The organism is Cellulosimicrobium sp. SJTW-1 (assembly GCF_047716875.1).
Lineage (GTDB): Bacteria > Actinomycetota > Actinomycetes > Actinomycetales > Cellulomonadaceae > Cellulosimicrobium > Cellulosimicrobium funkei.
Window position 1 is genome coordinate 984,176 of sequence record NZ_CP136680.1, and the last position, 26,144, is coordinate 1,010,319.

Genomic DNA, 26,144 nt, shown 5'->3' on the forward strand with positions numbered 1-26,144 from the left:
GCGCACCGCGCGCGCCGAGCGGGCGCCCCGGACCTCCGGGCACCCGCTCCGCACCGCCCCGGCGGGGCCGGTCGACGCCGACCGGCCCCGCCACCACGGACGGGTCGCGCGCCGGGAGAGCACGGCTCCCCGGCGCGCGGCCGACGCACCACCGCCGGCATGCCGACCCCGCCGGCGTCCTGAGGCGCCCCGGGGCCCGGCAGCCCCGCCGCCACCGCTGCACGGAAGGTCACCCATGACTACCGCCGTCCCCGACGGTCGGCCCGTCGTCGAGATGACCGGGATCTCGATCGAGTTCCCGGGCGTCAAGGCGCTCGACGGAGTCGACCTCACGCTCCGGCCCGGAGAGGTCCACGCCCTCATGGGCGAGAACGGCGCCGGCAAGTCGACGCTCATCAAGGCGCTCACCGGCGTCTACTCGATCGACTCCGGTCGCATCCTCGTCGACGGCGCCGAGCACACGTTCTCCGGCCCGGGCGAGGCCCAGGCCGCCGGTGTCTCGCCGGTGTACCAGGAGGTCAACCTCTGCGAGAACCTCTCGGTCGCCGAGAACATCATGCTCGGCCACGAGCCGCGCCGCCTGGGCGCGATCGACTGGCGGGCCACGCGCCGTCGGGCGGGGGAGATGCTCGCGCGCCTCAACCTCGACATCGACCCGGCGTCCTCGCTCTCGAGCCACTCCCTCGCCGTGCAGCAGCTCGTGGCGATCTGTCGCGCGCTCGTCGTCGAGTGCAAGGTGCTCATCCTCGACGAGCCGACGTCCAGCCTCGACGCGGACGAGGTCGCGCAGCTCTTCGCCGTCGTGCGGCGCCTGCGCGACGAGGGCGTCGCGATCCTCTTCGTCTCGCACTTCCTCGAGCAGGTGTACGAGATCTCCGACCGCATGACCGTGCTGCGCAACGGCAAGCTCGTCGGCGAGTACGTCACCGCCGAGCTCCCGCGCCTCGAGCTCGTCTCCAAGATGATCGGCACCTCGCTCGAGGTGCTCGAGGAGCTCGAGGAGGCGCCCAAGCGCTCGGTCGCCGACCGCGAGGCGACGCCGTTCGTCCAGGCGCTCGGCGTCGGCCGCAAGGGCTCGGTGCAGCCGTTCGACCTCGACGTCTACCCGGGCGAGGTCGTCGGGCTCGCGGGCCTCCTCGGCTCGGGCCGCACCGAGCTCGCCCGGCTGCTCGCGGGCGCGGACCGCGCGGACAGCGGCCAGGTCCGCGTCGGCGGCGCGCTCGCCCGGCTGCGCACGCCGCGCAGCGCGATGCAGCGCAAGATCGCGTTCTCCTCGGAGCACCGCAAGGCCGAGGGCATCGTGGGCGACCTGACCATCCGCGAGAACATCGTGCTCGGGCTCCAGGCCGAGCGCGGGTGGGCGCGGCGCCTGCCGCGCAAGCAGGTCGACGAGATCGTCGAGAAGTACATCAGCGCGCTCGCGATCCGCCCCGCCAACCCGGACGCGCTCATCAAGAACCTCTCGGGCGGCAACCAGCAGAAGGTGCTCCTCGCGCGCTGGCTCGCGACGGCCCCCAAGCTGCTCATCCTGGACGAGCCGACGCGCGGCATCGACGTCGGGGCGAAGGCCGAGATCCAGAAGCTCGTCGCCCAGCTCTCGGGCGAGGGCATGTCGGTCGTGTTCATCTCGGCCGAGCTCGAGGAGGTGCTGCGGCTCAGCCACCGCATCGCCGTCATGCGCGACCGCGTCAAGGTCGCGGAGATCACCAACGACGAGGACGTCACGGTCGAGGACGTCGTCGAGCTCATCGCGAGCGGAGGGCAGGAGTCATGAGCACCACGGCACCCGCCTGGCAGCGCGCCGTCCAGCACCGGCTCTTCTGGCCGATCGTCGCGCTGGTCGTGCTGCTGGCGGTCAACACGGTCAACCGGCCGAGCTTCCTGTCCATCAGGCTGCAGGACGGCCACCTCTTCGGGTCGCTCGTCAACCTGCTGAAGAACGGCGCACCGCTGCTGCTCGTCGCGCTCGGCATGACCCTCGTCATCGCGACGCGCGGCATCGACCTGTCGGTCGGCGCGGTGGTCGCGATCTCCGGGGCCGTCGCGCTGAGCTTCATCGCGTCGTCGCCCACGCCGGACAGCCTGACGACCGTCCTCGTCGCCGTGGGGATCGCGCTCGCGCTGTCCTTCGTCCTCGGCGTGTGGAACGGGTTCCTCGTCTCCGTCCTCGGGATCCAGCCCATCATCGCGACGCTCGTGCTCATGACCGCGGGCCGTGGCGTCGCGATGCTCATCACGGGCGGCCAGATCACGACGGTCAACAGCGCACCGTTCAAGTCGATCGGGTCCGGGTTCTGGTTCGGGATCCCCGTCGCGGTCGTGCTGGCCGGTATCGTCTTCGCGGCCGTCGCGCTGCTCACGCGGCGCACCGCGCTCGGCATGCTCATCGAGTCCGTCGGCATCAACCCCGAGGCGAGCCGCCTCGCGGGCGTCAAGGCGCGCAGCATCATCTGGACCGTCTACGCGGTCTGCGCGCTCTTCGCGGGCCTCGCCGGCCTCATGATCTCGTCGAGCACCATGGCGGCCGACGCCAACAACGCCGGGCTCTTCATCGAGCTCGACGCGATCCTCGCCGTCGTGATCGGCGGCACGTCGCTCGCGGGCGGGAAGTTCTCGCTCTCCGGCACCCTGGTCGGCGTCCTCATCATCCAGACGCTCACCCTCACGGTGACCATGCTCGGCATCTCGCCGTCCGTCACGCCCCTGTTCAAGGCGATCGTCGTCATCGCGGTCTGCCTCGCGCAGTCCCCGAAGGTGCGCGACCTGGTCGCCGCCCGACGACGTCGCGCGGCCCCGACGGCCGCCGCGGCCGCGGAGGTGAGCGCCTGATGTCCGCCGTGCAGACCCCTGCCCCGACCTCGCCGCCCGACCCCCGGGCCCCCGAGACCGCTGCCCCCGGAGGCCGACCGACCATGACCGAGCGACTCACGAGCCGCGTGCGCCTCGACCGGCGCTACCTCCCGGTCCTCGGCACGTTCGCGGTGCTCGCGCTCATGCTCGTCGTGGGCGGGAGCCGGTACGAGAACTTCCTCTCGGCCCGCGTCGTCTCGAACCTGTTCATCAACAACTCGTTCCTCATCGTGCTCGCGGTCGGGATGACCTTCGTCATCCTCACCGGCGGCATCGACCTCTCCGTGGGTGCCGTGGTGGCGCTGTCCGGCATCACGACGGCGTCGCTCCTGCAGAGCGGGTGGCCGGTCGCGGTGGTGCTCGCCATCGCGGTCCTCATCGGCACCGTGCTGGGGCTCGCCGTCGGGCTCATGGTCCACGTGTTCGACATCCAGCCGTTCATCGCGACGCTCGCCGCGATGTTCCTCGCGCGCGGCCTGTGCTACGTCATCAGCCTCCAGTCCATCCCGATCACGAACGAGTCGTTCGTCGCGCTCGCGGGCTGGAGCCAGGAGATCGGCGACGGCTGGCGCCTGACGACCGCGGTCATCATCGCGCTCGTCGTCGTGGCGATCGCGTTCTACGTGCTGCACTACACGCAGTTCGGCCGCACGGTCTACGCGATCGGAGGCGGCGAGCAGTCGGCGATGCTCATGGGCCTGCCCGTCGCGCGCACCAAGGTGCTCGTCTACGTGGTGAGCGGCACGTGCGCCGGCATCGGCGGCCTCCTGTTCGCGATGTTCTCGCGGTCCGGCTACTCGCTCACGGGCGTCGGCATGGAGCTCGACGCGATCGCGGCGGTCGTCATCGGCGGCACGCTCCTCACGGGCGGGACGGGCTTCGTGCTCGGGTCCGTGCTCGGCGTGCTCGTGCTGGGCCTCATCCAGACGATCATCACGTTCGAGGGCACCCTGAGCTCGTGGTGGACGAAGATCGTCATCGGCGTGCTGCTGCTGGTCTTCGTGATCCTGCAGCGCGTCCTCGTCGTCAGGCGGAGGTGAGCCGGCGGCACCGGCCTCCGCCGCGGGCGTCCTCGTGACGTCCGCGGCGCGGGCCGGTGCCGCGGCCGTCTGCCCGGGCCGACGGCCCGGGGTCACCGGAGCAGGACGGGGGCCGGCACCCCTGGGTCGTTCGGGCGTACGCCCGACCGGCGGTGTCATGACGCCGCCCTTGTAGAATGTGAGCGCTCACACTAGGCTCGGGCCGAACTTGTGAACGCTCACACGCAACGGTGCGTGTCTCTCGACGATGAGAGGAAGCCCTATGGAAACGTCTGTTCACCCGTCCCTCCCCACGCCCCGGCGCAGACCGGCGCGCCGCCGGTCCGTCGCCGTCGCCCTCGTGGCGGGCATGGTCGGCACGGCCGCGCTCGCGACGTCGCTGCCGGCCGCCGCCGCGGAGCCCGACCTGCCTGACGGCGCGTGGGTCGACACGTTCGACGGCGCCGCGCTCGGCCCGGACTGGACCGTCGTCAACCCCGTGCCCGAGGCGCTGTCCGTCGGCGGGGGGAAGCTCACGCTGACCTCGCAGCCGGGCGACACGTACCAGGACGCGAACAGCGCGAAGAACGTCGTGCTGCTCGACGTGCCGGCGGGCGACTTCACCGTCGTCACCCGGCTCGAGGCGCCCGTCGCCTCCGTCTACCAGGGCGCGGGTCTCGTCGCGTGGCAGGACATGGACAACTACGTCCGGTCCGGCCTGACCTTCGTGGGTGACCTCTCGCCGTCGGGCCGCGCGATCGAGAACGACGTCGAGACTGGCGGCGTCTTCAGCGCGGCGGCCTTCACCGACCGCCCGGGCTCCACCGGGGAGACGCTGCGCATGCAGCGCACCGGCGACACGATCGCGACGAGCTTCTGGGACGGCACCGCGTGGCAGCCCGCGGGCTCCGTGACCGTCGACTTCCCGACGACGCACGTCGGCCTCTACGCGCTCGCCGCGCAGAGCGGCGCGGCGCACACCGCGGCGTTCGACTACGTCGCTGTCCAGGCCGCCGAAGGCGCGGACCAGGTGCCCGACGGCACGTTCACGCTCGCGGGCCCGGGCGACGCCCGGTACCTCGTGGCGACCGACGACGGCCTCGCCCTCGACGACGAGCGCCCCGCGACGACCGTCGCGCTCGCCGCGACGGAGGTCGACGGCGCCGAGGGCACGTCCCCGGTGACGCTCGCCGTCGGCGATCGGCCGGTGGTCGTCTCCGGCGCGTCCCGGCTCTCCCTCGGGGCCGCGGGCGCGGACGCGACGGCGCTGCGGCTCACCGACGCGGGCGGCGGCACGGTCTGGCTGCGCAGCGCGGCCGACCCCGAGCGGTACGCCGGGGTGCGCGCGTCCGACGGCGCGCTCGTCCTCGGTCCGCGCGAGGCGGCCACGAAGCTGACGATCACGCCCGCCACGAGCGCGGACCACGAGATCACCGTGGACCTCGCGGGCGAGCGCACCGAGATGAGCGACGAGCTCTACGGCATCTTCTACGAGGACATCAACTACGCGGCCGACGGCGGCCTGTACGCCGAGCTCGTGCGCAACCGGTCGTTCGAGTTCAGCAACCAGGACAACGGGTCGTTCACCGGCCTCACCGCGTGGAGCGCCGCGAACCGCGGCGGCGCGACGGCGACGACCCAGGTCGTGAACGACGCCGGGCGGCTCAACGCGACGAACCGCAACTACCTCAACCTGACGACGACCGGGGCGGGCGCCGGGGTGCGCAACGCCGGGTACAACACGGGGCTGTTCGTCGAGGAGGGGGAGTCCTACGACTTCTCCGTCTGGGCGCGGTCGGCGACGGCGCAGACCGTCACCGTGCGCGTCGAGGACGCCGCCGGGACCACGGCGTACGCGACCGGCCAGGTCGCCGTCGACGGCTCGAACGCGTGGAAGAGGTACGACGTCACGCTCACCGCGACGGGCACGACGAACGCCGGGCGGCTCGCGCTGCTCTCCGGCGCGGCGGGCACGCTCGCGCTCGACCAGGTGTCGCTCTTCCCGCAGGACACGTGGGTCGGCCCGGTCAACGGGAAGTCCGTGCTCCGCAAGGACCTCGCCGAGAAGATCGACGCGCTCGACCCGCAGTTCTTGCGCTTCCCCGGCGGCTGCGTGACGAACGTCGGCACGTTCCGCACGTACGAGGAGTCGGGCTTCACCGACCGGCGCCGCACGTACCAGTGGAAGGAGACGATCGGCCCGGTCGAGGAGCGCGCGACCAACTGGAACTTCTGGGGCTACAACCAGTCCTACGGCATCGGGTACCTCGAGTACTTCCTCCTCGCCGAGGACCTCGGCGCGACGCCGCTGCCCGTGGTGTCGGTCGGCGCCAACGGCTGCGGCAGCACCATCCCCGAGATGAAGGATCCTGCGCAGATCCAGCGCTGGGTGGACGACACGGTCGACCTGATCGAGTTCGCCAACGGCGACGTGACGACCGAGTGGGGCGCCGTGCGGGCCGAGCTGGGCCACCCCGAGCCGTTCGGCCTGAAGTACGTCGGGCTCGGCAACGAGGAGAACACGAAGACGTTCGAGGCCAACTTCCCGGCGTTCCGCGACGCGATCGCGGCCGCCTACCCGGACGTCCAGATCATCTCGAACTCCGGGCCGGACGACACGGGCCAGCGCTTCGACGAGCTGTGGGAGTTCAACCGCGAGCAGGACGTCGACCTCGTCGACGAGCACTACTACAACGACCCGCAGTGGTTCCTCGAGAACGACGAGCGCTACGACTCCTACGACCGCGAGGGGCCGCAGGTCTTCCTCGGCGAGTACGCGTCGCGGGGCAACACGTTCGCCAACGCGCTGTCCGAGGCCGCCTTCATGACGGGCCTCGAGCGCAACTCCGACGTCGTGCGGCTCGCGTCGTACGCGCCGCTGCTCGCGAACGAGTCGTACGTCCAGTGGTCGCCCGACGCGATCTGGTTCGACAACGACGAGTCCTGGGGCTCGGTGAACTACTACGTCCAGCAGCTGTTCTCCGCGAACGCGGGCGACGAGGTCGTGCCCAGCACGCACTCCGGACCGGCGCCCGCCGACGCGACGCTCGACGGCGGCGTCTTCCTCTCCACGTGGAACACGGCCGCGCAGTACGACAACGTGCGCGTCACCGACAACGCGAGCGGCGACGTGCTCTTCGCGGACGACTTCGAGTCCGGCGCCTCGCAGTGGGAGCCGCAGTCGGGCACGTGGGCGGCGCAGGACGGCGCCTACGTCCAGTCGGCGACGAACGTCACCGACGCCCGGTCGATCGTCGCCGGCGCGTACGCGAAGGACTGGTCGAGCTACACGCTCGAGCTCGACGCGCGCAAGACGTCGGGCGCGGAGGGCTTCCTCGTCGGCTTCGCCGCGGGCGGCCCGAACGACTACTACTGGTGGAACCTCGGTGGGTGGAACAACACGCGCCAGGCCCTCCAGCGCGCGTCGGGCGGGAGCGCCAACGAGGTGCAGGCCGTCGAGAACCACAGCGTCGAGGCCGGGCAGCCGTACCACGTCAAGGTCGTCGTCGAGGGCTCGACGATCGAGCTCTACCTCGACGGCGAGCTCCAGATGTCCTACGAGCAGCCGTCGACCAAGTCGCTCTACCAGGTCGTCACGCGCGACGACGACACGGGTGACGTCGTGGTCAAGGTCGTCAACCCCACCGCGACCGCGGCGCGCACGCAGGTGCACGTCGAGGGCTCCGACGGCATCGCGGACCAGGCGACGGTCACCGAGATGGTGGGCGCGCCGTCGGACACCAACACCAAGGCCGACCCGGAGCGGGTCGTCCCGGTGGAGCGGACGCTCGCGGGCGTGGGGGAGGAGTTCTCCTACGAGTTCCCCGCGCACTCGATCACGTTCGTCCGGCTGCACGCGTCCGACACGGAGCCCGAGCTCGACCTCGCGGTCGACGTCGCGCCGCGCTGCCTGGCGGGCACGGCGTACGTCGCCGTGCGCGCGACGAACGGCGAGGACGTCCCGGTCTCGGTGGCGCTCGCGACGCCGTTCGGGCAGAAGGCGTTCGCGGACGTGGCGCCCGGCAGGAACGCGTACCAGTCGTTCGCGGCGCGCGCGACGTCGGCCCCGGCCGGCACCGCGACGGTGACGGGCACGGCGACGCTCGACGGCGAGCAGGTCACCTCGACCATCGACGTCGCCTACGACGCGCTCGACTGCGGCTGAACCATGCCGAGGTAGAACCGCAGGTCGCGAGGTAGAAGCCCCCGGGCTCTACCTCGCGACCGCTGGCTCTACCTCGCGAGAGCACGCTTCCCTCGTGGCCGGTCCGGCGGGCCACGAGGGCGCGGCCCGCGCTCCCCGCGCGGGCCGCCACCGCACGACACCGCACGACACCGCACGTCTCGACGCGCGGGCGACGACGCCCGCGCCGACCAGAGGAGCACCGATGCACCCCCGACCGACCGACGGCGTCCGCCGTCGACCCGGCGGCGTGACCCGGCTGGCGGCCGTGGCGGCCGCCGCCGCGCTCGCCGTGACCGCGTGGGCACCGACCGCCGTCGCGGCCGACGCCCTCCCGGCGCCCGTCCTCGACCTCGCGTTCGACGGCGACGTCGCCGACGCGAGCCCTCTCGCGCACCCCGTGGCCCTGCGCGGCCACACGGGCTCCGCTCCGACCGGCTTCTCCTACGTCGACGGCGTCGACGGGGCGGGGCAGGCCCTGCGCCTGAGCGGCAGCACGTACCTCGACCTCGGGTCGTCGACGGCGCTCCAGCCCGAGGACCTGACCCTCTCGTTCTGGGTGGAGCCCAGCGGGAAGCTGTCCGGGGAGCACGTCATCACGTGGAACAAGCGGGCCTACAACTCCGACGGCTGGTACCTGTCGTCCGAGTCGGACACGGTGCCGCTCGCGCTGTCGGTGGGGCCGGCGTCGGGCCAGCCGTACAAGGTGCGGGTCGCGAGCTCCGACCGCGCGGCGTTCTTCCCCGCGGACGAGTGGACGCACGTCGTCGTCACGTACGACCACGCGACGAAGGCCGTCGCGTTCTACCGCAACGGCGAGCAGGTGCCGTCGACGGTGGCCAGCGCGGTCGCCGGCGACGCGACGGGGGTCCTGGGCTCCGACCCGGCGCTGCCGAAGACGATCGGGTTCAACGGGCCCCAGTACAACGGCGCCTACCTCAAGGCCGCGCTGGACGACTACCGCCTGTACGACGCGGTGGCGGACCTGGGCGACGTCGTCGGGCTGTACGAGGAGAGCGGGCGCACGGTGGACCGCGACGCGATCGCGCAGGACGACGCCGACGCGCTGTCCCTGCCGGAGCGCGCGACGGTCGCGCTCGTGCTCCCGGCGACCGGTTCGCGCGGGTCGGCCGTGACCTGGCGGTCATCGCACCCCGAGGTGGTCGCGACCGACGGGACCGTGGTCCGGCCCGCGATCGGGGAGGACGACGCGCACGTCACGCTGAGCGCGACGGTGCGCTACCTCGACGGCGAGCCGGTGACGCGCGACCTCGAGGTCGTCGTGCCCGCGCTCGTCGACGAGACGCCGCTCGAGGAGACCGCGCTGCCGTCGGTGCTGCTCTCCGACGACTTCCTCCAGAACGCTGCCGCGAAGGAGCACGAGTACCTGCTGAGCCTGGACTCCGAGACGTTCCTCTACGAGTTCTACAAGGTCGGCGGGCTGACCCCGACCACCGCCGCCGGGTACGGCGGCTGGGAGCGCAGCAACGCCGTGAACTTCCGCGGCCACGCGTTCGGCCACTACCTCTCGGCGCTGGCGATGTCGTGGTCCTCGACGCAGGACGAGGCGACGAAGGACGCGCTGTTCACCGAGATCGAGGAGGGCGTGGGCGGGCTCGCGCGCGTGCAGGACGCGTACGCCGCCGCGCACCCCGGCTCAGCGGGCTACGTCTCCGCGTTCCGCGAGTCGATCCTCGACCAGGTGCAGGGCACCGGGACGTCGGACGAGAACGTCATCGTGCCCTGGTACAACCTGCACAAGGTGCTCGCCGGGCTGCTCGACGTCGCCGAGCACGTGGACGGCCCCGTCGGTGACCAGGCGCTCGCCGTGGCGACCGAGTTCGGGCTCTACGTCCAGGGCCGCGTCGCGAAACTGCCGAGCACCGACGTCATGCTGCGCACCGAGTACGGCGGCATGAACGAGGCGCTGTACGAGCTGTTCGACCTCACGGGCGACGTCCGGATCAAGGAGGCGGCCGAGGCGTTCGACGAGGTGACGTTCTTCCGTCAGCTCGCCGCGGGCCAGGACGTGCTGCCGGGCAAGCACGCCAACACGCAGATCCCCAAGCTGCTCGGCGCGCTCAAGCGTTACCAGGTGTTCACGCAGAACCCCGCCTACTACGACCTGCTCACGCCCGCCGAGAAGGACGAGCTGCCGTTGTACCTCGCGGCGGCGGAGAACTTCTTCGACATCGTGGTGCGCGACCACACCTACGTCACCGGCGCGAACAGCCAGGCGGAGCACTTCCACGCGCCCGGGTCGCTGCACGAGCGCGCGGACGAGCAGGGCACCGCGCGCAACGCCGAGACGGCCGAGACGTGCAACGAGTACAACATGCTCAAGCTCGCGCGAGAGCTCTTCACGCTGAGCAAGGACGTGCGGTACGCGGACTACTACGAGAACGCGTTCATCAACACGATCCTCGCGTCGCAGAACCCGGAGACCGGGACGACGACGTACTTCAACCCCATGGCGTCGGGCTACCACCGCGTCTACAACCTGCCGTTCACCGAGTTCTGGTGCTGCACCGGGACGGGCATGGAGAGCTTCTCCAAGCTCGGCGACTCGATCTACTTCACGGGCCAGGGCTCGGTGTGGGTCAACATGTTCTTCTCCTCGACGGTCGAGCACGCGGAGCAGAACCTGCGGCTCACGCAGGAGGCGAACCTGCCGAACGAGGACACCGTGACCTTCCGCGTCGACGCGCTCGACGGCGGTGCGGTCGCCGAGGACGCGACGCTGCGCCTGCGCGTGCCGTCGTGGATCGCGGGCGAGCCCGCGGTCGAGGTGAACGGCGCCGCCGTCGAGCCGCACGTGTCGCGCGGGTACGTCGTGCTGCCCGTCGCCGCGGGCGACGTGGTCCGGTACACGATGCCGATGGCGGCGTCCGTCGTCGACACCCCGGACAACCCGTACTTCGTGGCCTTCCGGTACGGGCCGGTCGTCCTCTCCGCGAACCTCGGCGAGGTCCCCGAGCCGGCGTGGCAGGGCACGGGCATCCTCGTCCGCTCGTCCACGCGCGACGCCGACGCCCAGACGACGATCACGGCCGCGAACATGGGCGCCGACGAGTGGAAGGAGCGGATCGCGGAGAACCTCGTCCGTGTCGAGGACGACGCCGAGGGTCGGGTCCAGCTCGTGCTGCGGAACACCGCCGACGGCGGCGACCTCGTCTTCACGCCCCACCACACCAACTGGGACGTGACGTACGGGCTGTACCTCCACCTCGACGAGCCGGACTCCGCCGCGTCGCAGGAGCGCATCCTGCGCGGCAAGCAGGAGCTGCGCGACGCCGACCGCACCGTCGACAGCCTGACGAGCTTCGACAACAACAACTTCGAGAACGCGAAGAACCTCCAGCAGAGCGGGTCGTCGGTCGGGACGTTCTCCGGCCGTCAGTTCCGCCACGCGAACGGCACGGGCTGGTTCAGCTACGACCTCATGGTCGACCCGGCCTCGGCGTCGAACCACCTGGGCGTCACGCTCTACTCGGGCGACCAGGGCCGCGTGTTCGACGTGTACGTGAACGACGAGAAGCTGAAGACGATCACCACGGTCGCGAACGCCCCGACCAAGGACGAGCAGGGGTTCTACGTCGACACGACGCAGCTCCCGGCGAAGTACCTCGAGATCGGCGAGGGCACGCGCTGGAAGGTCGACAGCGCGGGGGAGTACGTGCTCGACGAGGACGGCGGGCGCATCCCCGTGGTCACCGTCCGCTTCCAGGCGACGGGCGGCTGGGCCGGAGGCGTGTTCGGCGTCCGGGTCGACCGCGCGGCGTCGTACGACGCGACGCCCGGGCTCGCGGCGCTCGCGTTCGACACCGGGTCGCTCGCCCCTGCGTTCGACCCGGCGGTGACGGACTACACCCTCACCGTCCCCGCGGGCACGACGGGCGTCGTGCTCGACGCCGACCCGCACGTGCCGAGCGGCCTGGTCCGCGTCGACGGCGTGCTGATCGACGACACGCAGGGTCGCGTCGTGCCGCTCCCGGCGGACGGGAGCGCTCGGACCGTGGAGGTCGTCGGCGTCGCGCAGGACCACGAGACCGCCACGACCTACCGGGTCGAGATCGTGCCGGGGGCGACGGCCGTCGTCCCGCTCGACGTCGAGGTCTCGTCGCGCTGCCTCGCCGGCAGGGCCTACGTGGCGGTCCGGGCGACGAACACGGGCGCCACGCCGGTGGACGTCACCCTGGCGACGCCGTACGGGGAGAGGTCGTCCACGGGCGTCGCCCCGGGCGCGAGCGCGTACCAGTCGTTCGCGTCGCGCGCGAGGGCGGTCCCCGCCGGCACCGCGACGGTCACCGCGACGGCGGTGCTCGACGGCGCCCCGGTCACCACGACCCACGACGTCGACATCGAGCCGCGCACCTGCGGCTGAGCGACCCGCGCGCCGCACCGGCGTCCTCGCGGTCGGTCCGACGGGCCGCGAGGACGCCGCACCACGGCGACGCGGCGTCAGTCGATATCGGTACCGACATCGATATCCCCGGCATGAACCCACGACAGCAGCAGGACCTCGACGAGGAGGAACGACATGAGCAGGCACCGGAGACGACGAGCCGCGGCGACGATCGTGGCGGGGGTGCTGGCGCTCGGGGCCGGCCTGCCCGCGGCGCACGCCACCGCGACGGCCGACGACGAGCCCCCGGCGGCGACCGCCCTCACCGGGCTGACCACGACGGACCGCGGCGACGGGACGTACGACGTCCCGCTCCTGCGCAGCGACGTCCCCGACATCAGCGTCACGCGCGTCCCCGCGGCCGAGAACGACGAGGGCCGCGACCTGTACTACATGATCAGCACGACGATGCACCTCGCGCCCGGCGCCCCGATCATGAAGTCGTACGACCTCGTGAGCTGGGAGATCGTCGGCTACGTCTACGACCGGCTCGGCGTCGGCGACGTGTCGTCGCTGCGCAACGGGAAGAACGGCTACGGCAACGGGCAGTGGGCGTCCTCGCTGCGCTACCGCGACGGCACGTTCTACGTGGTGTTCAACACCAACGACCTCGGGGGGTCGTACCTCTTCCGCACGGACGACGTCGAGCACGGCGCGTGGGAGCGCACCGCGCTCGGCCGGGGGTTCCACGACCCGTCGCTGTTCTTCGACGAGGCCGACGGGGGGACGCCCTACATCTTCTACGGCTCGGGCGCGACGAGCGCCGTCCGGCTGAACGACGACCTCACCGCGATCGAGGCGGACTTCCCGAACATCTTCCGCGCCGCGGACTACGCGGGCGAGCCGTTCGTCGGCGGGCTGTTCGAGGGCGCGCAGGTGCACTACATCGACGGCGAGTACTACGTCGCGATCATCACGTGGCCCAGCGGCCAGAACCGGCAGGAGGTGCTGTTCCGCTCCCCGCACCTGCTGGGCCGCTACGAGACCGCCGACGGGTCGAACCCGTACGAGGCGCGCAGCGCGCTGAACTCGGACGGCTTCGCGCAGGGCGGGCTGGTCGAGGTGCCCGACGGCGCGGGCGGCTACGAGTGGTGGGGCATGTTCTTCCGCGACACCTACCCTCTCGGCCGCATCCCCGCGCTCATCCCCGCGACGTGGGAGGACGGCTGGCCCACGTTCGGCGACGACGGCGTCGTCCGCGTCGGCGACACGTTCGCCAAGCCGATCGCGCTGGACCCGGCGACGGAGCGCCGGGAGCGGCTGAAGAGCATCGTCGCCTCCGACGACTTCGCGAACGACGCCGAGCACCGCGCGTTCAGCGACACCGTCTGGGAGGTCCCCGACGCGCCCACGTACGACGAGTCCCTGCTCGGCGTCGAGCTCGTCGCCAACCCCGGGTTCGAGGACGCCGGGACCGCGCCGTGGGCCGCGCAGTTCGGGGCGACGCTGTCGCGCGAGACGAGCGGCGCGGCGTCGGGCACGGGCGCGCTGCTCGTCGCGGGCCGGACGCTCAACGGCTCCGGGCCGAACCAGCAGCTCGGCGGGAAGATCCAGGCGGGCGTGACGTACGAGGTCTCGGCCCGGGTCCGCTACGCCTCCGGGCCGGCGCAGGTCCGCTTCAACCTCGTCGGGGACTGGGGCGCGGGCGTCACCACGCTCGCGTGGGCGAACGTCACGCCGGGGGAGTGGACGACCGTGCGGGGCACCTACACCGTCCCGCAGGACGCGGACGTCCGGACCTTCAAGCTCGCGGTCGAGACGCCGTGGGGCAACCCGCAGCCGCCGTCGTCGAGCGTCGAGTACCTGCTCGACGACGTGTCCGTGGTCGGCCGCGCGCCGGCCGTCGAGACGCCCACGCTCGAGGAGGTGTCGTACAACGGCTCGGACCTCGACCTCGCCTGGCAGTGGAACCACGCGCCGGACAACCGGTACTGGTCCCTCACCGAGCGCGAGGGCTGGCTGCGCCTGACCAACGGGCACGTCGTGACCGGCGAGGCGGAGTACACCAAGGCGCCCGGGCGCGACCTCACCTACCTCGAGGAGGCGCGCAACACGCTCGGTCAGCGCACCTTCGGGCCGACGGCCTCCGCGGAGACCCGCGTCGACGTGTCGGGGATGCTCGACGGCGACGTCGCCGGCCTGGCCGTCTACGGCCGCAGCTTCGCGTACGCGGGGATCCAGCAGGTCGACGGCGAGCGCACGCTCGGCCTCGTCACGCGGCTCCAGCCGTTCACCGACACGATCGACCGCGAGGCGGTCGAGTCGTTCGTCCCCGGGTCGCAGGTCCCGCTCGGGGAGCGCACGGACGTGCACCTCAAGGCGGACGCGGACTTCGCCTCGCCGGGCGGCCAGCTCTGGGTGCAGTACTCCTACAGCCTCGACGGGCGCACGTGGCAGCCGCTCGGGCCGCGCCAGGGGCCGCTCGTCATGGACTGGAGCCTGTCCCACTTCATGGGCTACCGGTTCGGCCTCTTCTCCTACGCCAAGGAGCGGACCGGCGGGCACGTCGACTTCGACCACTTCCTCCTCAGCGACGTGCTCGACGCCGACGGCGGCGCCGACCGGACGGCGCTCGACGCCGTCGTCGCCGAGGCGGAAGGGCTCGACCCGGCGGACCACACGGCCGAGTCGTGGGCCGCCGTCGAGCAGGCCCTCGCCTGGGCGCGGTCGACGACCGCGCCGTCGACGCAGAACCAGGCCGACGCTCCCGCCCGGGCGCTCGCGCTCGCCGTCGCGTCGCTGGAGCCGACGACGTCCCCGGACGTCGCGTTCGCGGCGGAGGCGAGCGTGCGCGCGCTCGCCGGCACCGACTACGTCGCCGTGCGCGTCGTGAACGAGGAGGACGTCCCGGTGGACGTGGTGGTCACCACGCCGTACGGCAGCCGCACGTTCGCCGACGTCCGACCGGGGGCGAGCGCCTACCAGGCGTTCCCGACGCGACGGTCGCCGGCGCCGGCCGGCGAGGCCACCGTCACCGTCACGCGCTCGACCGACGCCGCGACGACGACCCGCACCGTGCCGTTCGGCCGCTGACCCGCGCCCGACCCGGCGGGCCGCGCAGGCCGCGCCCGGTCGGCGCGAGAGGAGGGAGGACGCAGGACGACGGCGGGGGACCGCCGTCGGGCACGACCGTCCGCGCGAGGCGCGCGGACGCGCAGGACACCCACATCGATCGAGGAGGATCCATGGACACGCACCACCGCAGACGACGTCGCCTGCGCGGCGCCGTCGCCGGGGCCGCGCTCGTGACGCTGCTCTCCGCGTCGCTCGCCGCGCTGCCGTCGTACGCCGCGGACGAGGAGCTGGTCGTCAACGGCGGCTTCGAGGACGGCACGACCGGCTGGTTCGTCAACAACGGCAACGCGACCGACAAGGCCGTGCTGTCGACCACCGACCAGGCGTTCGCGGGCGAGGCCGCGGCCCTGACCACCGAGCGCGCGACGACCGGCTCCGGTCCGATGCAGGACCTCAGCGGCAAGGTCCGCGCGGGCGAGACGTACGAGCTCACCGCGAAGATCCGCTACGACGCCGCCGCGGCGCCGGCCACCAAGCAGTTCTTCGCGACGATGCACTACGGCGGCGGGTCGTACACGAACCTGGTGAGCGTCACCGCGACCAAGGGCCAGTGGGCGACGCTCGACGGCCGGTTCACGATCCCGGCCGACCAGAACGTCGGCACCGCGCGGCTGTTCTTCGAGACGCCGTGGACGAGCAACCCGTCCGCCGACCCGGCGACGCACCTCATGGACTTCGTGCTCGACGACGTCTCCGTCGTCGGCGCGGCCCCGCCCGGACCGCCCTCGAAGACGATCGAGGTGCTCGGCAAGCTGCCCGGCGAGCACAACCCGCTCATCTCCCACAAGTTCGGGGCCGACGGGTTCGGGTTCGTCGAGGACGGGCGCGTGTACATGTACATGACGAACGACACCCAGGGCTACGCGCCCGACCCGGTGACGGGCGTCTCGCCGCAGATCAACTACGGCAGCATCAACCAGATCACGCTCATCTCGTCCGAGGACCTCGTGAACTGGACGGACCACGGCGAGATCCAGGTCGCGGGGCCGCAGGGCGTCGCCCCCTTCACCAACAACTCGTGGGCGCCGGGCATGGCGAAGAAGACGGTCGACGGCGTCGACAAGTACTTCCTCTACTACGCCAACGGCGGCGGGTCGTCGAACGTCATCACGGGCGCCTCGCCGCTCGGGCCGTGGACGAGCGAGCGCGACAGCACGCTCATCGACGGGCGCACCCCGGGCGCCGAGGCCGTGGCCTGGAAGTTCGACCCGGCGCCGCTCGTCACCGACGACGGCGCGTACCTCTACTTCGGCGGCGGCCCGGCGTCGACGTCGATGCCCGCGGCGGAGCGGTTCAACAACCCGAAGAACATCCGCGTCATCGAGCTCGGCGACGACATGGTCTCCACGCAGGGCACGGCGGCCGTCGTGGACGCGCCCGTGGCGTTCGAGGCGGCGCAGGTCTTCGAGCGCGACGGGAAGTACTACCTGTCGTACTCGTCGCACTTCGGCGGCAACGACTTCGGCGGCAACCAGGCCACGCTCCCGGGGTACCCGGGCGGCGGGCAGATCGGCTACATGATCTCCGACGACCCGATGTCGTTCCCCAAGGAGACGTACGCCGGCGTGATGTTCCCGAACCAGTCGCAGTTCTTCGGCGCGGGCACGGGCGGCAACAACCACCAGTCGGTGTTCGAGCTGGACGGCAAGTACTACTTCACCTACCACGCGCCCACGCTCAACAAGCGCATCAACGGCAGCACCACGCAGGGCTACCGCAGCCCGCACATCCAGGAGCTGACGTTCAACGCGGACGGCACGGTCCAGCAGGTCGTCGGCGACTACGCGGGCGTGGACCAGGTCAAGGACCTCGACCCGTTCCAGGTGCTCGAGGCGGAGACGTTCGCGTGGCAGCAGGGCCTCACCACCGCGAAGGTCGACGGCGGCTCGGCACAGTTCGGCGACCAGGCGCCGAACCTCGTCGTCCGCGACGTCGACGCCGGAGACTGGTCGGCGCTGTCGTCGGTCGACTTCGGCGACGGTGCCGCGAGCGTCACGGCGCGCGTCAAGCCGCTCGTCGAGGGCGCCACCGTCGAGGTGCGCCTCGACGACCGCGAGGGTGCCGTCGTCGGCACGCTCGACCTCGACACCCCCGTGGGCGAGTGGGCGGACGTGACCGCCGCCCTCGAGGGCGTGAGCGGCGTCCACGACGTGTACTTCACGTTCGCCGGCCCCGCGGGCGTCGACCTCGTCGAGGTGGACACGTGGGAGTTCGCGGCCGACGCCGCCGGCCCGGCCGTCGAGCTCGACGTGACCGCGTCCGCACGCTGCCTCGCGGGCAAGGCCTACGTGGCGGTGCGCGCGACGAACCTCGCCGACGTCGCGGCCGACGTCGAGCTCGTCACCCCGTTCGGCACGCGCGTCGTGCGCGACGTCGCGCCGGGGGCGAACGCGTACCAGTCGTTCGCCACGCGGTCCGGGTCGCTCGCGGCCGGGGTCGTGACCGCCACGGGCACCGCGGTGCTCGACGGTGCCACGGTCGAGACCGCGCACGAGGCCGCCTACGGCGACCTGTCCTGCGGCTGACACCGGACGACCAGCACTGCCCGACGGCGGCCCGCACCCCACCCGGTGGTGCGGGCCGCCGTCGGCGTCCGGGTGCGCCGGGGAGCCCTCACGCGCTTTTCGACATCGTTGTCGGTCCCGGGGTCCCTAGGCATGTTTGCGTTCACATGTTAGCGTTCACACGCGCGTCCGACGGCGGACCCGCGACCGGCGCCGACGCCGGGCACGACGACGAGGAGTCACCGATGACCTCACGCCACGAACCACCCCCGACGCCCGCGGAGCCCCGCGCCCGACGCCGACGCCGCTCGCTCGCGGCGCTGCTCGGCCTCGCGCTCGTCGCCCCGCTCGCGCCCGTGGGCGCGGCGGCCGCCGGCCCGATGCCCGCGGCGCCCGCACCGGTCCCCGCCGCGGCCGAGCCGACCACGGACGGTCTGCGGCTCTGGCTCCCGCTCGACGAGACCGAGGGCGCCGTCGCGCACGACGCGTCGGGTCACGGCCTCGACGCCGCGCTCGTCGGCTCGGGCGGCGGGTGGCGCGCGGGACAGGGGCTCACGTTCGGCGGCGCGAACCACGTGGACCTGCCCGACGACCTCCTGGCCGGCTACGACGCCGTGACGGTGAGCGCGGACGTGTGGGTCGACACGTCGCTCAGCGGCAACTACTTCTTCTACACCCTGGGCAACGCGGCGGTCGGGACCCCGCAGTCCGGGAACGGCTACCTGTTCTCGACGGGCAACGCGAACTACCGCGCGACGATCTCCGACCTCGCGTGGGGCCGCGAGCAGAACACGGCCAAGACCCCCGCGGGCGCCCTCCAGCGCGGCGTGTGGAAGACCGTCACCTACACGCTCGCGGGCGGCACGGCGCGGCTGTACGAGGACGGCACCCAGGTCGGGCAGAACACCGCGGTGACGATCACGCCCGGCGCGATCGGCGGCGGCACCACGACCGCGAACGCGCTCGGGAAGTCGGCCTACGCCGCCGACAACTTCTTCAAGGGCCGCATGAAGGACTTCCGGCTCTACGACCGCGCGCTCACCGTGCAGGAGGTCGCCGACCTCGCGTCGGACGCCGCGCAGGACGCCGTCGCGGCCGACGCCGCCGCGCTCGACCTGGGCGACACGAGCGCCGTCGCCACGGATCTCGCGCTCCCGGCGAAGGGCGTCGGTGGCTCCGCCGTCGCGTGGTCGAGCTCCGACGCGGGCGTCGTCTCCGCGAGCGGCGCGGTGACGCGCCCCGCGGGCGACGAGCCGGCGACCGCGACGCTCACCGCCACGGTGACGCTGCGCGGCGCGACCGCGACCCGCACGTTCGACGTCACGGTCCTGCCGGGCGACGGCGACCAGGCGAAGGCCGACGCCGCGGCCGCCGCGCTCGAGGTGACGAACCTCGACGACGTGCGCGGCAACCTCACGCTGCCCACCACGGGGCTGCACGGCGCGAGCGTGACGTGGGAGTCGTCGTCGGGCACGATCACCCCGACGGGCGAGGTGACGCGCCCGGCGCACGGCGAGGACGCCGAGACCGTGACGCTCACCGCGGCGGTGACGGTCGGCGCGGCCACCGCCACGCGCGAGCTCGCGGCGCACGTGCCGCCGCTGCCCGAGCAGGAGGACCTCGCGGGCTACCTGTTCTCCTACTTCGTGGGCGAGGGCACCGCCACGGGCGAGCAGGTCTACTTCGGGCTCAGCCAGGGCAACGACCCGCTGAAGTACCAGAACCTCAACGACAACCAGCCCGTCCTCACGTCGGAGCTGGGGGAGAAGGGCCTGCGGGACCCGTTCATCATCCGCTCGCCCGAGGGCGACAAGTTCTACCAGATCGCCACCGACCTCAAGATCTACGGCAACGGGAACTGGGACGCGTCCCAGCGCACGGGGTCGAAGTCGATCATGGTCTGGGAGTCCACGGACCTCGTGAACTGGACCGACCAGCGTCTCGTGCAGGTCTCGCCCGACACCGCGGGCAACACGTGGGCGCCGGAGGCGTACTACGACGAGACGATCGGCGCGTACGTCGTGTTCTGGGCCTCGAAGCTCTACGCGGAGGACGACCCGGACCACACCGGCAACACGTACAACCGGATGATGTACGCCACGACGCGCGACTTCGTGACGTTCAGCGAGGCGCAGGTGTGGGTCGACCCGGGCTACTCGGTCATCGACTCGACCGTGACGCAGCACGACGGCCAGTACTACCGGTTCACCAAGGACGAGCGGAACAACACGTCGTCCACGCCGTGCTCCAAGTTCATCCTCGCGGAGAAGGCGGCCGAGCTGCGCTCGACGGACTACGACTTCATCACCGACTGCATCGGCAAGGCGAACTCGCTCGGCGGCGGGATCAACCAGGGCGAGGGCCCGACGATCTTCAAGTCGAACACCGAGGAGAAGTGGTACCTCTTCATCGACGAGTTCGGCGGCCGCGGCTACGTGCCGTTCGAGTCGACCTCGCTCGACGCGGCCGAGTGGACCATGTCCACCGACTACGAGATGCCGTCGCGACCGCGCCACGGCACGGTGCTCCCCGTGACGCAGGCCGAGTACGACCGCCTGCTGCGCACGTACCAGCCCGACGCGTTCGTCGAGTCCGTCGAGGACGTCGCCGTGATCGTCCAGACCGGCTCCGCGCCGGTGCTGCCCGCGAGCGTCACGGCGCGCTTCGCCGACGGCTCCACGGGCTCGGCGGATGTCACGTGGGACGCGGTCGACCCGGCGTCGTACGCGCAGGCGGGCTCGTTCGAGGTCGCCGGCACGCTCGGCGGCGGGGTGAGCGTCCGCGCCCGCGCGGTCGTCACCGTGACCGACGACGTCGTCCCCGTCGAGGGCCTGAGCGTCACCCCCGAGTCGCTCGAGGTGGGCGTCGGCGGCACGCGGCAGCTCACGGCGACTGTCACGCCCGCGAACGCGACGGCGCGCGCGATCACGTGGGCGTCGGACGACGCGGACGTCGCAACGGTCTCGGCCGACGGCGTCGTGACGGGCGTCGGCGAGGGCCACGCGCTCGTCACGGCGACGACCGCCGACGGGTCGCGCACCGCGTACGTGGCGGTCGAGGTGACGGCCGACGTGCCGGGCCTCGTGGTGCGGTACGCGTTCGACGAGACGAGCGGCACGGCGGCGGCGAACACCGCGCCCGGGTCGTCGTTCGGCCCGGCGACGCTGACCAACGGCGCGGCCTTCTCCGGCACGGGCGAGGGCGTGACCCTCGACGGGACGGACGACTACGTCGACCTGCCCGACCACCTGCTCGCCGGGCTGACCGACGTCACGGTCGCGCTCGACGTCAAGGTCGCGACCGACCAGGGGACGCCGTACTTCGTCTACGGCCTCGGCAACACGAGCGGCACGGCGGGCGACGGGTACCTGTTCACCACGGGCAACGCGTACCGCACGTCGATCGCGACGGGGAACTGGACCACCGAGCAGACCGTCACCAAGAACGCGAACCTCCAGCGCGGGGTGTGGAAGCACCTCACGTACACCCTGTCCGGCACGACGGCCGTGCTCTACGAGGACGGCGTCGAGGTGGGCCGCCAGACCGGCGTCACCATCGACCCGAAGGACATCGGGAACGGCTCGACGCTCGCCAACTACATCGGCCGCTCCCTGTACTCGGGCGACCGCTACCTCAAGGGCTCGGTGCGCGACTTCCGGGTCTACGACCGTGCGCTCACGGCCGACGAGGTCTACCAGGTCGGGGCGGACCACACGGCCGTCACGGGCGCCGAGCTCGACGCGCTCAAGGTCCCCGCGATCGTCGACGGGGCGAGCTCGACCGTGACGCTCGCCGTCGTGCCGGGCACGGACGTCTCGGCGCTCGCGCCGGTCCTCACGGTCTCGCCGCGCGCGACCGTCACGCCCGGGAACGGCTCGGTGCAGGACCTCACGCAGCCCGTGGAGTACACGGTGAGCGGGCCGGACGGGTCGTCGCGCACGTGGACGGTCCAGGCGAAGCAGATGGGCAGCCCCGTGCTCCCGGGGACGTACGCCGACCCGAACATCGCGCAGTTCGGCGACACGTTCTACCTCTACGCCACGACCGACGGCACCCCGGGCTGGGGCGGCAAGGACTTCTACGTCTGGAAGTCCACCGACCTCGTGACCTGGGAGCGCTCGGAGCAGCCGTTCCTCACGCTCGACGGCGCGAACGGGAACGTCCCGTGGGCGACGGGCAACGCGTGGGCGCCCACGATCATCGAGCGGGACGGGAAGTACTGGTTCTACTTCTCCGGCCACAACCCGACGTACGACCGCAAGACGATCGGCGTCGCGGTGGCCGACAGCCCCGAGGGGCCGTTCACCGCGCAGCCGACGGCGATGATCACGAACGGCGAGGCGGTCACGTCCGGCCAGGCCATCGACCCGGCCGCGTTCCGCGACCCGGAGACCGGGAAGTACTGGCTCCTGTGGGGCAACGGCGGGCCGTCGAACGGCCCGGTCATGGCGGAGCTGGACGACGACATGACGTCGATCAAGCAGGACACGCTGCGACGCATCCCCGGCCTGACCGACTTCCGCGAGGGCCTGTTCCTCAACTACCGCGACGGCGTCTACCACCTCACGTACTCGATCGACGACACCGGCTCGGAGAACTACCGCGTCGGCTACGCGACGTCGGACAGCATCGACGGCCCGTGGACGTACCGCGGTGTGATCCTCGAGAAGGACGCCTCGCAGGGCATCCTCGGGACCGGGCACAGCTCGATCCTCAACGTCGAGGGCACCGACGACTGGTACATCGCGTACCACCGGTTCGCGATCCCCGGCGGCGACGGGACGAACCGCGAGACGACGATCGACCGCCTCACGTTCGGCGAGGACGGCCTCATCCAGAAGGTCGTGCCGACGCTCGAGAGCGTGGACCCGGTCGACGTCGCCCCCGCGCCCCGGGTCGAGCTGACCGTCGAGGCCACCCCGCGGTGCCTCGCGGGCAAGGTCTACGTCGCGGTGCGGGCGACGAACGCGGGCGACGTGCCCGCCGACGTCACCCTCACGACCCCGTACGGCACGAGGACGTTCGCGGGCGTCGCCCCGGGAGCGAACGCCTACCAGTCGTTCGCGACGAGGGCGACGTCGGTCCCGGCGGGCACCGTGACGGTCACCGGCACGGCCGTGCTCGACGGCACCCCGGTCACCACGCCCTACGACGTCGCCTACGACGCCCACCCCTGCGGCTGACGACCCCCCCGAGGTAGAGCCCCGGTGAGCCGAGGTAGAGGCGTGGTCACGACCACGCCTCTACCTCGCGGGACCGGGGCTCTACCTCGCGACACACCTGCATCTCGACGAGGAGAGGACGACATGGACCTGACACATCGCGCAGGCTCGGCGCTCGCCGCCGGGCTCGTGGGGGCGCTCGCCGCCACGACGCTCGCCGCCACCGTCGCGGCGCCGGCCGCGGCCGACGTCGGCGGCCCCACCGACGACGGGCTCGTCGCGTGGTACCCGCTCGACGCCGCGAGCACGACCGGCGGCACGACGGCGAACCGCGCCGAGGGCTCGACGTTCGGCCCGGCCACGGTGGTGGGCGGCACGACGACGGCCGACGGCACGACGCTCGACGGGACCGACGACTACGTCGACCTGCCCGACCACCTGCTCGCGGGCCTCACGGACGCCACCGTGAGCCTCGACGTGCTCGTGAGCCAGGACCAGGGCACGCCGTACTTCGTCTACGGGCTCGGCAACACGAGCGGGTCCAACGGCAACGGCTACCTGTTCACGACCGGCAACGCGTACCGCACGTCGATCGCGACCGGGAGCTGGACCACCGAGCAGACCGTCACCAAGGGCGCGAACCTCCAGCGCGGCGTCTGGAAGACGCTCACGTACACGCTGACCGGCACGACGGCGACGCTCTACGAGGACGGCGTGCAGGTCAAGCAGGCCACGAACGTCACGACCGACCCCGGCCAGATCGGCGGCGGCCAGACGACCGCGAACTACGTCGGCCGCTCGCTCTACTCCGGCGACCGTTATCTCAAGGGCCAGGTGCGCGACTTCCGCCTCTACGACCGTGCGCTGAGCCCGGCCGAGGCGGCCGAGCTCGCGGCCCGGACCTCCACGGCCGCCGCGGACGCCGACCTCGCCGCGCTCGACCTCGGCGACACGAGCGCGGTCACCGCCGACCTCGTGCTGCCCACCACGGGGGCGCAGGGCTCGATCGTCACGTGGACGTCGTCGGACGCGGGCGTCGTCAGCGCCAGGGGGAAGGTCACCCGGCCCGCCGCGGGCGAGGACGACGCGACCGTGACCCTCACGGCCCTCGTCACGCGCGGCGCGGTCGCGCGCACCGCGCAGATCGACGTCACGGTCCTGGCCCACCTCGCGCCCGCCGAGGCCGTGGCGTGGGACGCGAGCCACGTCGTCGTGCCGCACCTCGACGACGTGCGCGGCAACCTCACGCTGCCGGCCGAGGGGGCCAACGGCTCCGCCCTCACGTGGGAGAGCTCCGACCCCGCGACCGTCTCGGCCACGGGCGAGGTGACCCGACCCGCCCACGGCGAGCCGGCCGCCGTCGTGCGGCTCACCGTCACGGCGACCAAGGACGGCGCGACCGCGACGCACACCTACGACGCGACGGTCCGCCCGCTGCCGGCCGCCGCCGACTACGAGGGCTACTTCTTCCCGTACTTCGAGGGGGAGAGCACCGCGGACGGCGAGTCGGTCTACTTCAGCGCGAGCAACGGGAACGACCCGCTCGACTGGGTCGAGCTCAACGACGGCGAGCCCGTGCTCACGTCGACGCTCGGCGAGAAGGGCCTGCGCGACCCGTTCATCATCCGCTCGCCCGAGGGCGACCGGTTCTTCCTCCTCGCGACCGACCTGCGCATCTACGGCGGCAACAACTTCGGCAACGCGCAGGAGCGCGGGTCGCGCGCGCTGATGATCTGGGAGTCGACCGACCTCGTGCACTGGTCCGACCAGCGCATGGTCACGGTGTCGAGCGCGTACGCGGGCAACACGTGGGCGCCCGAGGCGTTCTGGGACGCGCAGCGCGGCGAGTACATCGTCTACTGGGCCTCGGCGCTCTACCCGACGACGTCGACCGACGGCCGCCGCATCGCCGACTCCTACCAGCGCATGATGTACGCCACGACGCGCGACTTCGTGACGTTCTCCGAGCCGCAGGTGTGGATCGACGAGAAGCGCGGCAACGGGCTGGGGATGATCGACTCGTCGATCGTCGAGCACGAGGGCACCTACTACCGGTTCACCAAGGACGAGGCGTACATGATCCCGCGCCTCGAGAAGTCGACGGACCTGCGCTCGACCGACTGGGACCTCGTCGCCGAGAAGATCGGCTACGGCCAGCCCAACCCGTGGGGCGGCACCCTCACCGCGGGCGAGGGGCCGACCGTCTTCAAGTCGAACACCGAGGAGAAGTGGTACCTCTTCGTCGACCAGCCGAGCTATCACGGCGGCCAGGGCTACCTGCCGCTCGAGTCCACCGACCTTGACTCGGGCGTGTGGACGTCGGTCGACGCGCACCTGCCGAGCAGCCCGCGCCACGGCACCGTCCTGCCGATCACGGCCGCCGAGCACGCCGCGCTCCTCGCGGCGTACGGCGAGCAGCCGCCGGCGCCCGAGCTCGACCTCGCGGTCGAGGTCGCGCCGCGCTGCCTCGCGGGGAAGGCGTACGTCGCGGTCCGCGCGACGAACGGGGAGGACGTCCCCGTCACGCTGACGCTCACGACGCCGTACGGGGAGAAGACGGTCGCCGACGTCGCGCCGGGGAAGAACACGTACCAGTCGTTCGCCGCCCGCACGACGGCGGTCCCGGCGGGCACGGTCACGGTGACCGGCGTGGCGACCCTCGACGGCCGGGAGGTGACGGCCACGCGCGAGGCGGCGGTCGACGCGCTCGACTGCGCCTGACCGTCCCCCGGTCCGGCCTCGGCCGGGCCGGGGGTGCCGGACCCCCGGGTGGTGTGCCGGCACGGCCCGGGTCCGGGCTCGGCCCCCGTCGCTCCGCGGAGCGGCGGGGGCCGAGCCGTGCCCGCCTGTCGACGGCGGTGCTACGCGTGGGTGAACAAACTGGACGGGTGTTCAGTTCGGGCGTCCAGGATGGCAGGATGTCCGTGAACTGGACGCCCGTCCAGT

At 72.1% G+C, this 26,144-nt stretch carries 9 protein-coding genes; all 9 read left to right on the plus strand.

The window, feature by feature from the left end; translation table 11 throughout:
- Positions 1-235: 235 nt before the first annotated feature.
- The 9 genes from RSE42_RS04525 (at position 236) to RSE42_RS04565 (ending at position 25,919) form a co-directional block, all read left to right on the plus strand.
- On the plus strand, positions 236-1,774 hold the full coding sequence (locus tag RSE42_RS04525) for a sugar ABC transporter ATP-binding protein (RefSeq protein WP_085388451.1): 1,539 nt from the start codon (positions 236-238) through the stop codon (positions 1,772-1,774).
- Positions 1,771-2,829 (plus strand): ABC transporter permease, encoded by a 1,059-nt coding sequence (locus RSE42_RS04530; RefSeq protein ID WP_043655183.1) that lies wholly within the window; start codon positions 1,771-1,773, stop codon positions 2,827-2,829. The genes RSE42_RS04525 and RSE42_RS04530 overlap by 4 nt, the downstream gene beginning before the upstream one ends.
- Positions 2,830-2,912: 83 nt before the next feature.
- Entirely contained in the window at positions 2,913-3,890 is a 978-nt protein-coding gene (gene yjfF, locus RSE42_RS04535) for a galactofuranose ABC transporter, permease protein YjfF (protein WP_144721705.1), read from the plus strand.
- A gap of 262 nt (positions 3,891-4,152) precedes the next feature.
- Positions 4,153-8,034, plus strand: a complete 3,882-nt coding sequence (locus RSE42_RS04540; RefSeq protein ID WP_415297956.1) for an alpha-L-arabinofuranosidase C-terminal domain-containing protein — start codon at positions 4,153-4,155, stop codon at positions 8,032-8,034.
- A gap of 223 nt (positions 8,035-8,257) precedes the next feature.
- Positions 8,258-12,436, plus strand: a complete 4,179-nt coding sequence (locus tag RSE42_RS04545) for a beta-L-arabinofuranosidase domain-containing protein (RefSeq protein WP_415297957.1) — start codon at positions 8,258-8,260, stop codon at positions 12,434-12,436.
- Between the two features lie 156 nt (positions 12,437-12,592).
- The gene (locus tag RSE42_RS04550) at positions 12,593-15,490 is read left to right on the plus strand and encodes a family 43 glycosylhydrolase (RefSeq protein WP_415297959.1); all 2,898 of its coding nucleotides are present in this window, start codon (positions 12,593-12,595) and stop codon (positions 15,488-15,490) included.
- Between the two features lie 152 nt (positions 15,491-15,642).
- Positions 15,643-18,057: a family 43 glycosylhydrolase gene (locus RSE42_RS04555; RefSeq protein WP_415297961.1), complete on the plus strand. Its 2,415-nt coding sequence runs from the start codon at positions 15,643-15,645 to the stop codon at positions 18,055-18,057.
- Between the two features lie 224 nt (positions 18,058-18,281).
- The gene (locus RSE42_RS04560) at positions 18,282-23,219 is read left to right on the plus strand and encodes a family 43 glycosylhydrolase (RefSeq protein ID WP_415297963.1); all 4,938 of its coding nucleotides are present in this window, start codon (positions 18,282-18,284) and stop codon (positions 23,217-23,219) included.
- A gap of 123 nt (positions 23,220-23,342) precedes the next feature.
- Positions 23,343-25,919 (plus strand): immunoglobulin-like domain-containing protein, encoded by a 2,577-nt coding sequence (locus RSE42_RS04565; protein WP_415297964.1) that lies wholly within the window; start codon positions 23,343-23,345, stop codon positions 25,917-25,919.
- The last annotated feature ends 225 nt before the right edge of the window (positions 25,920-26,144 follow it).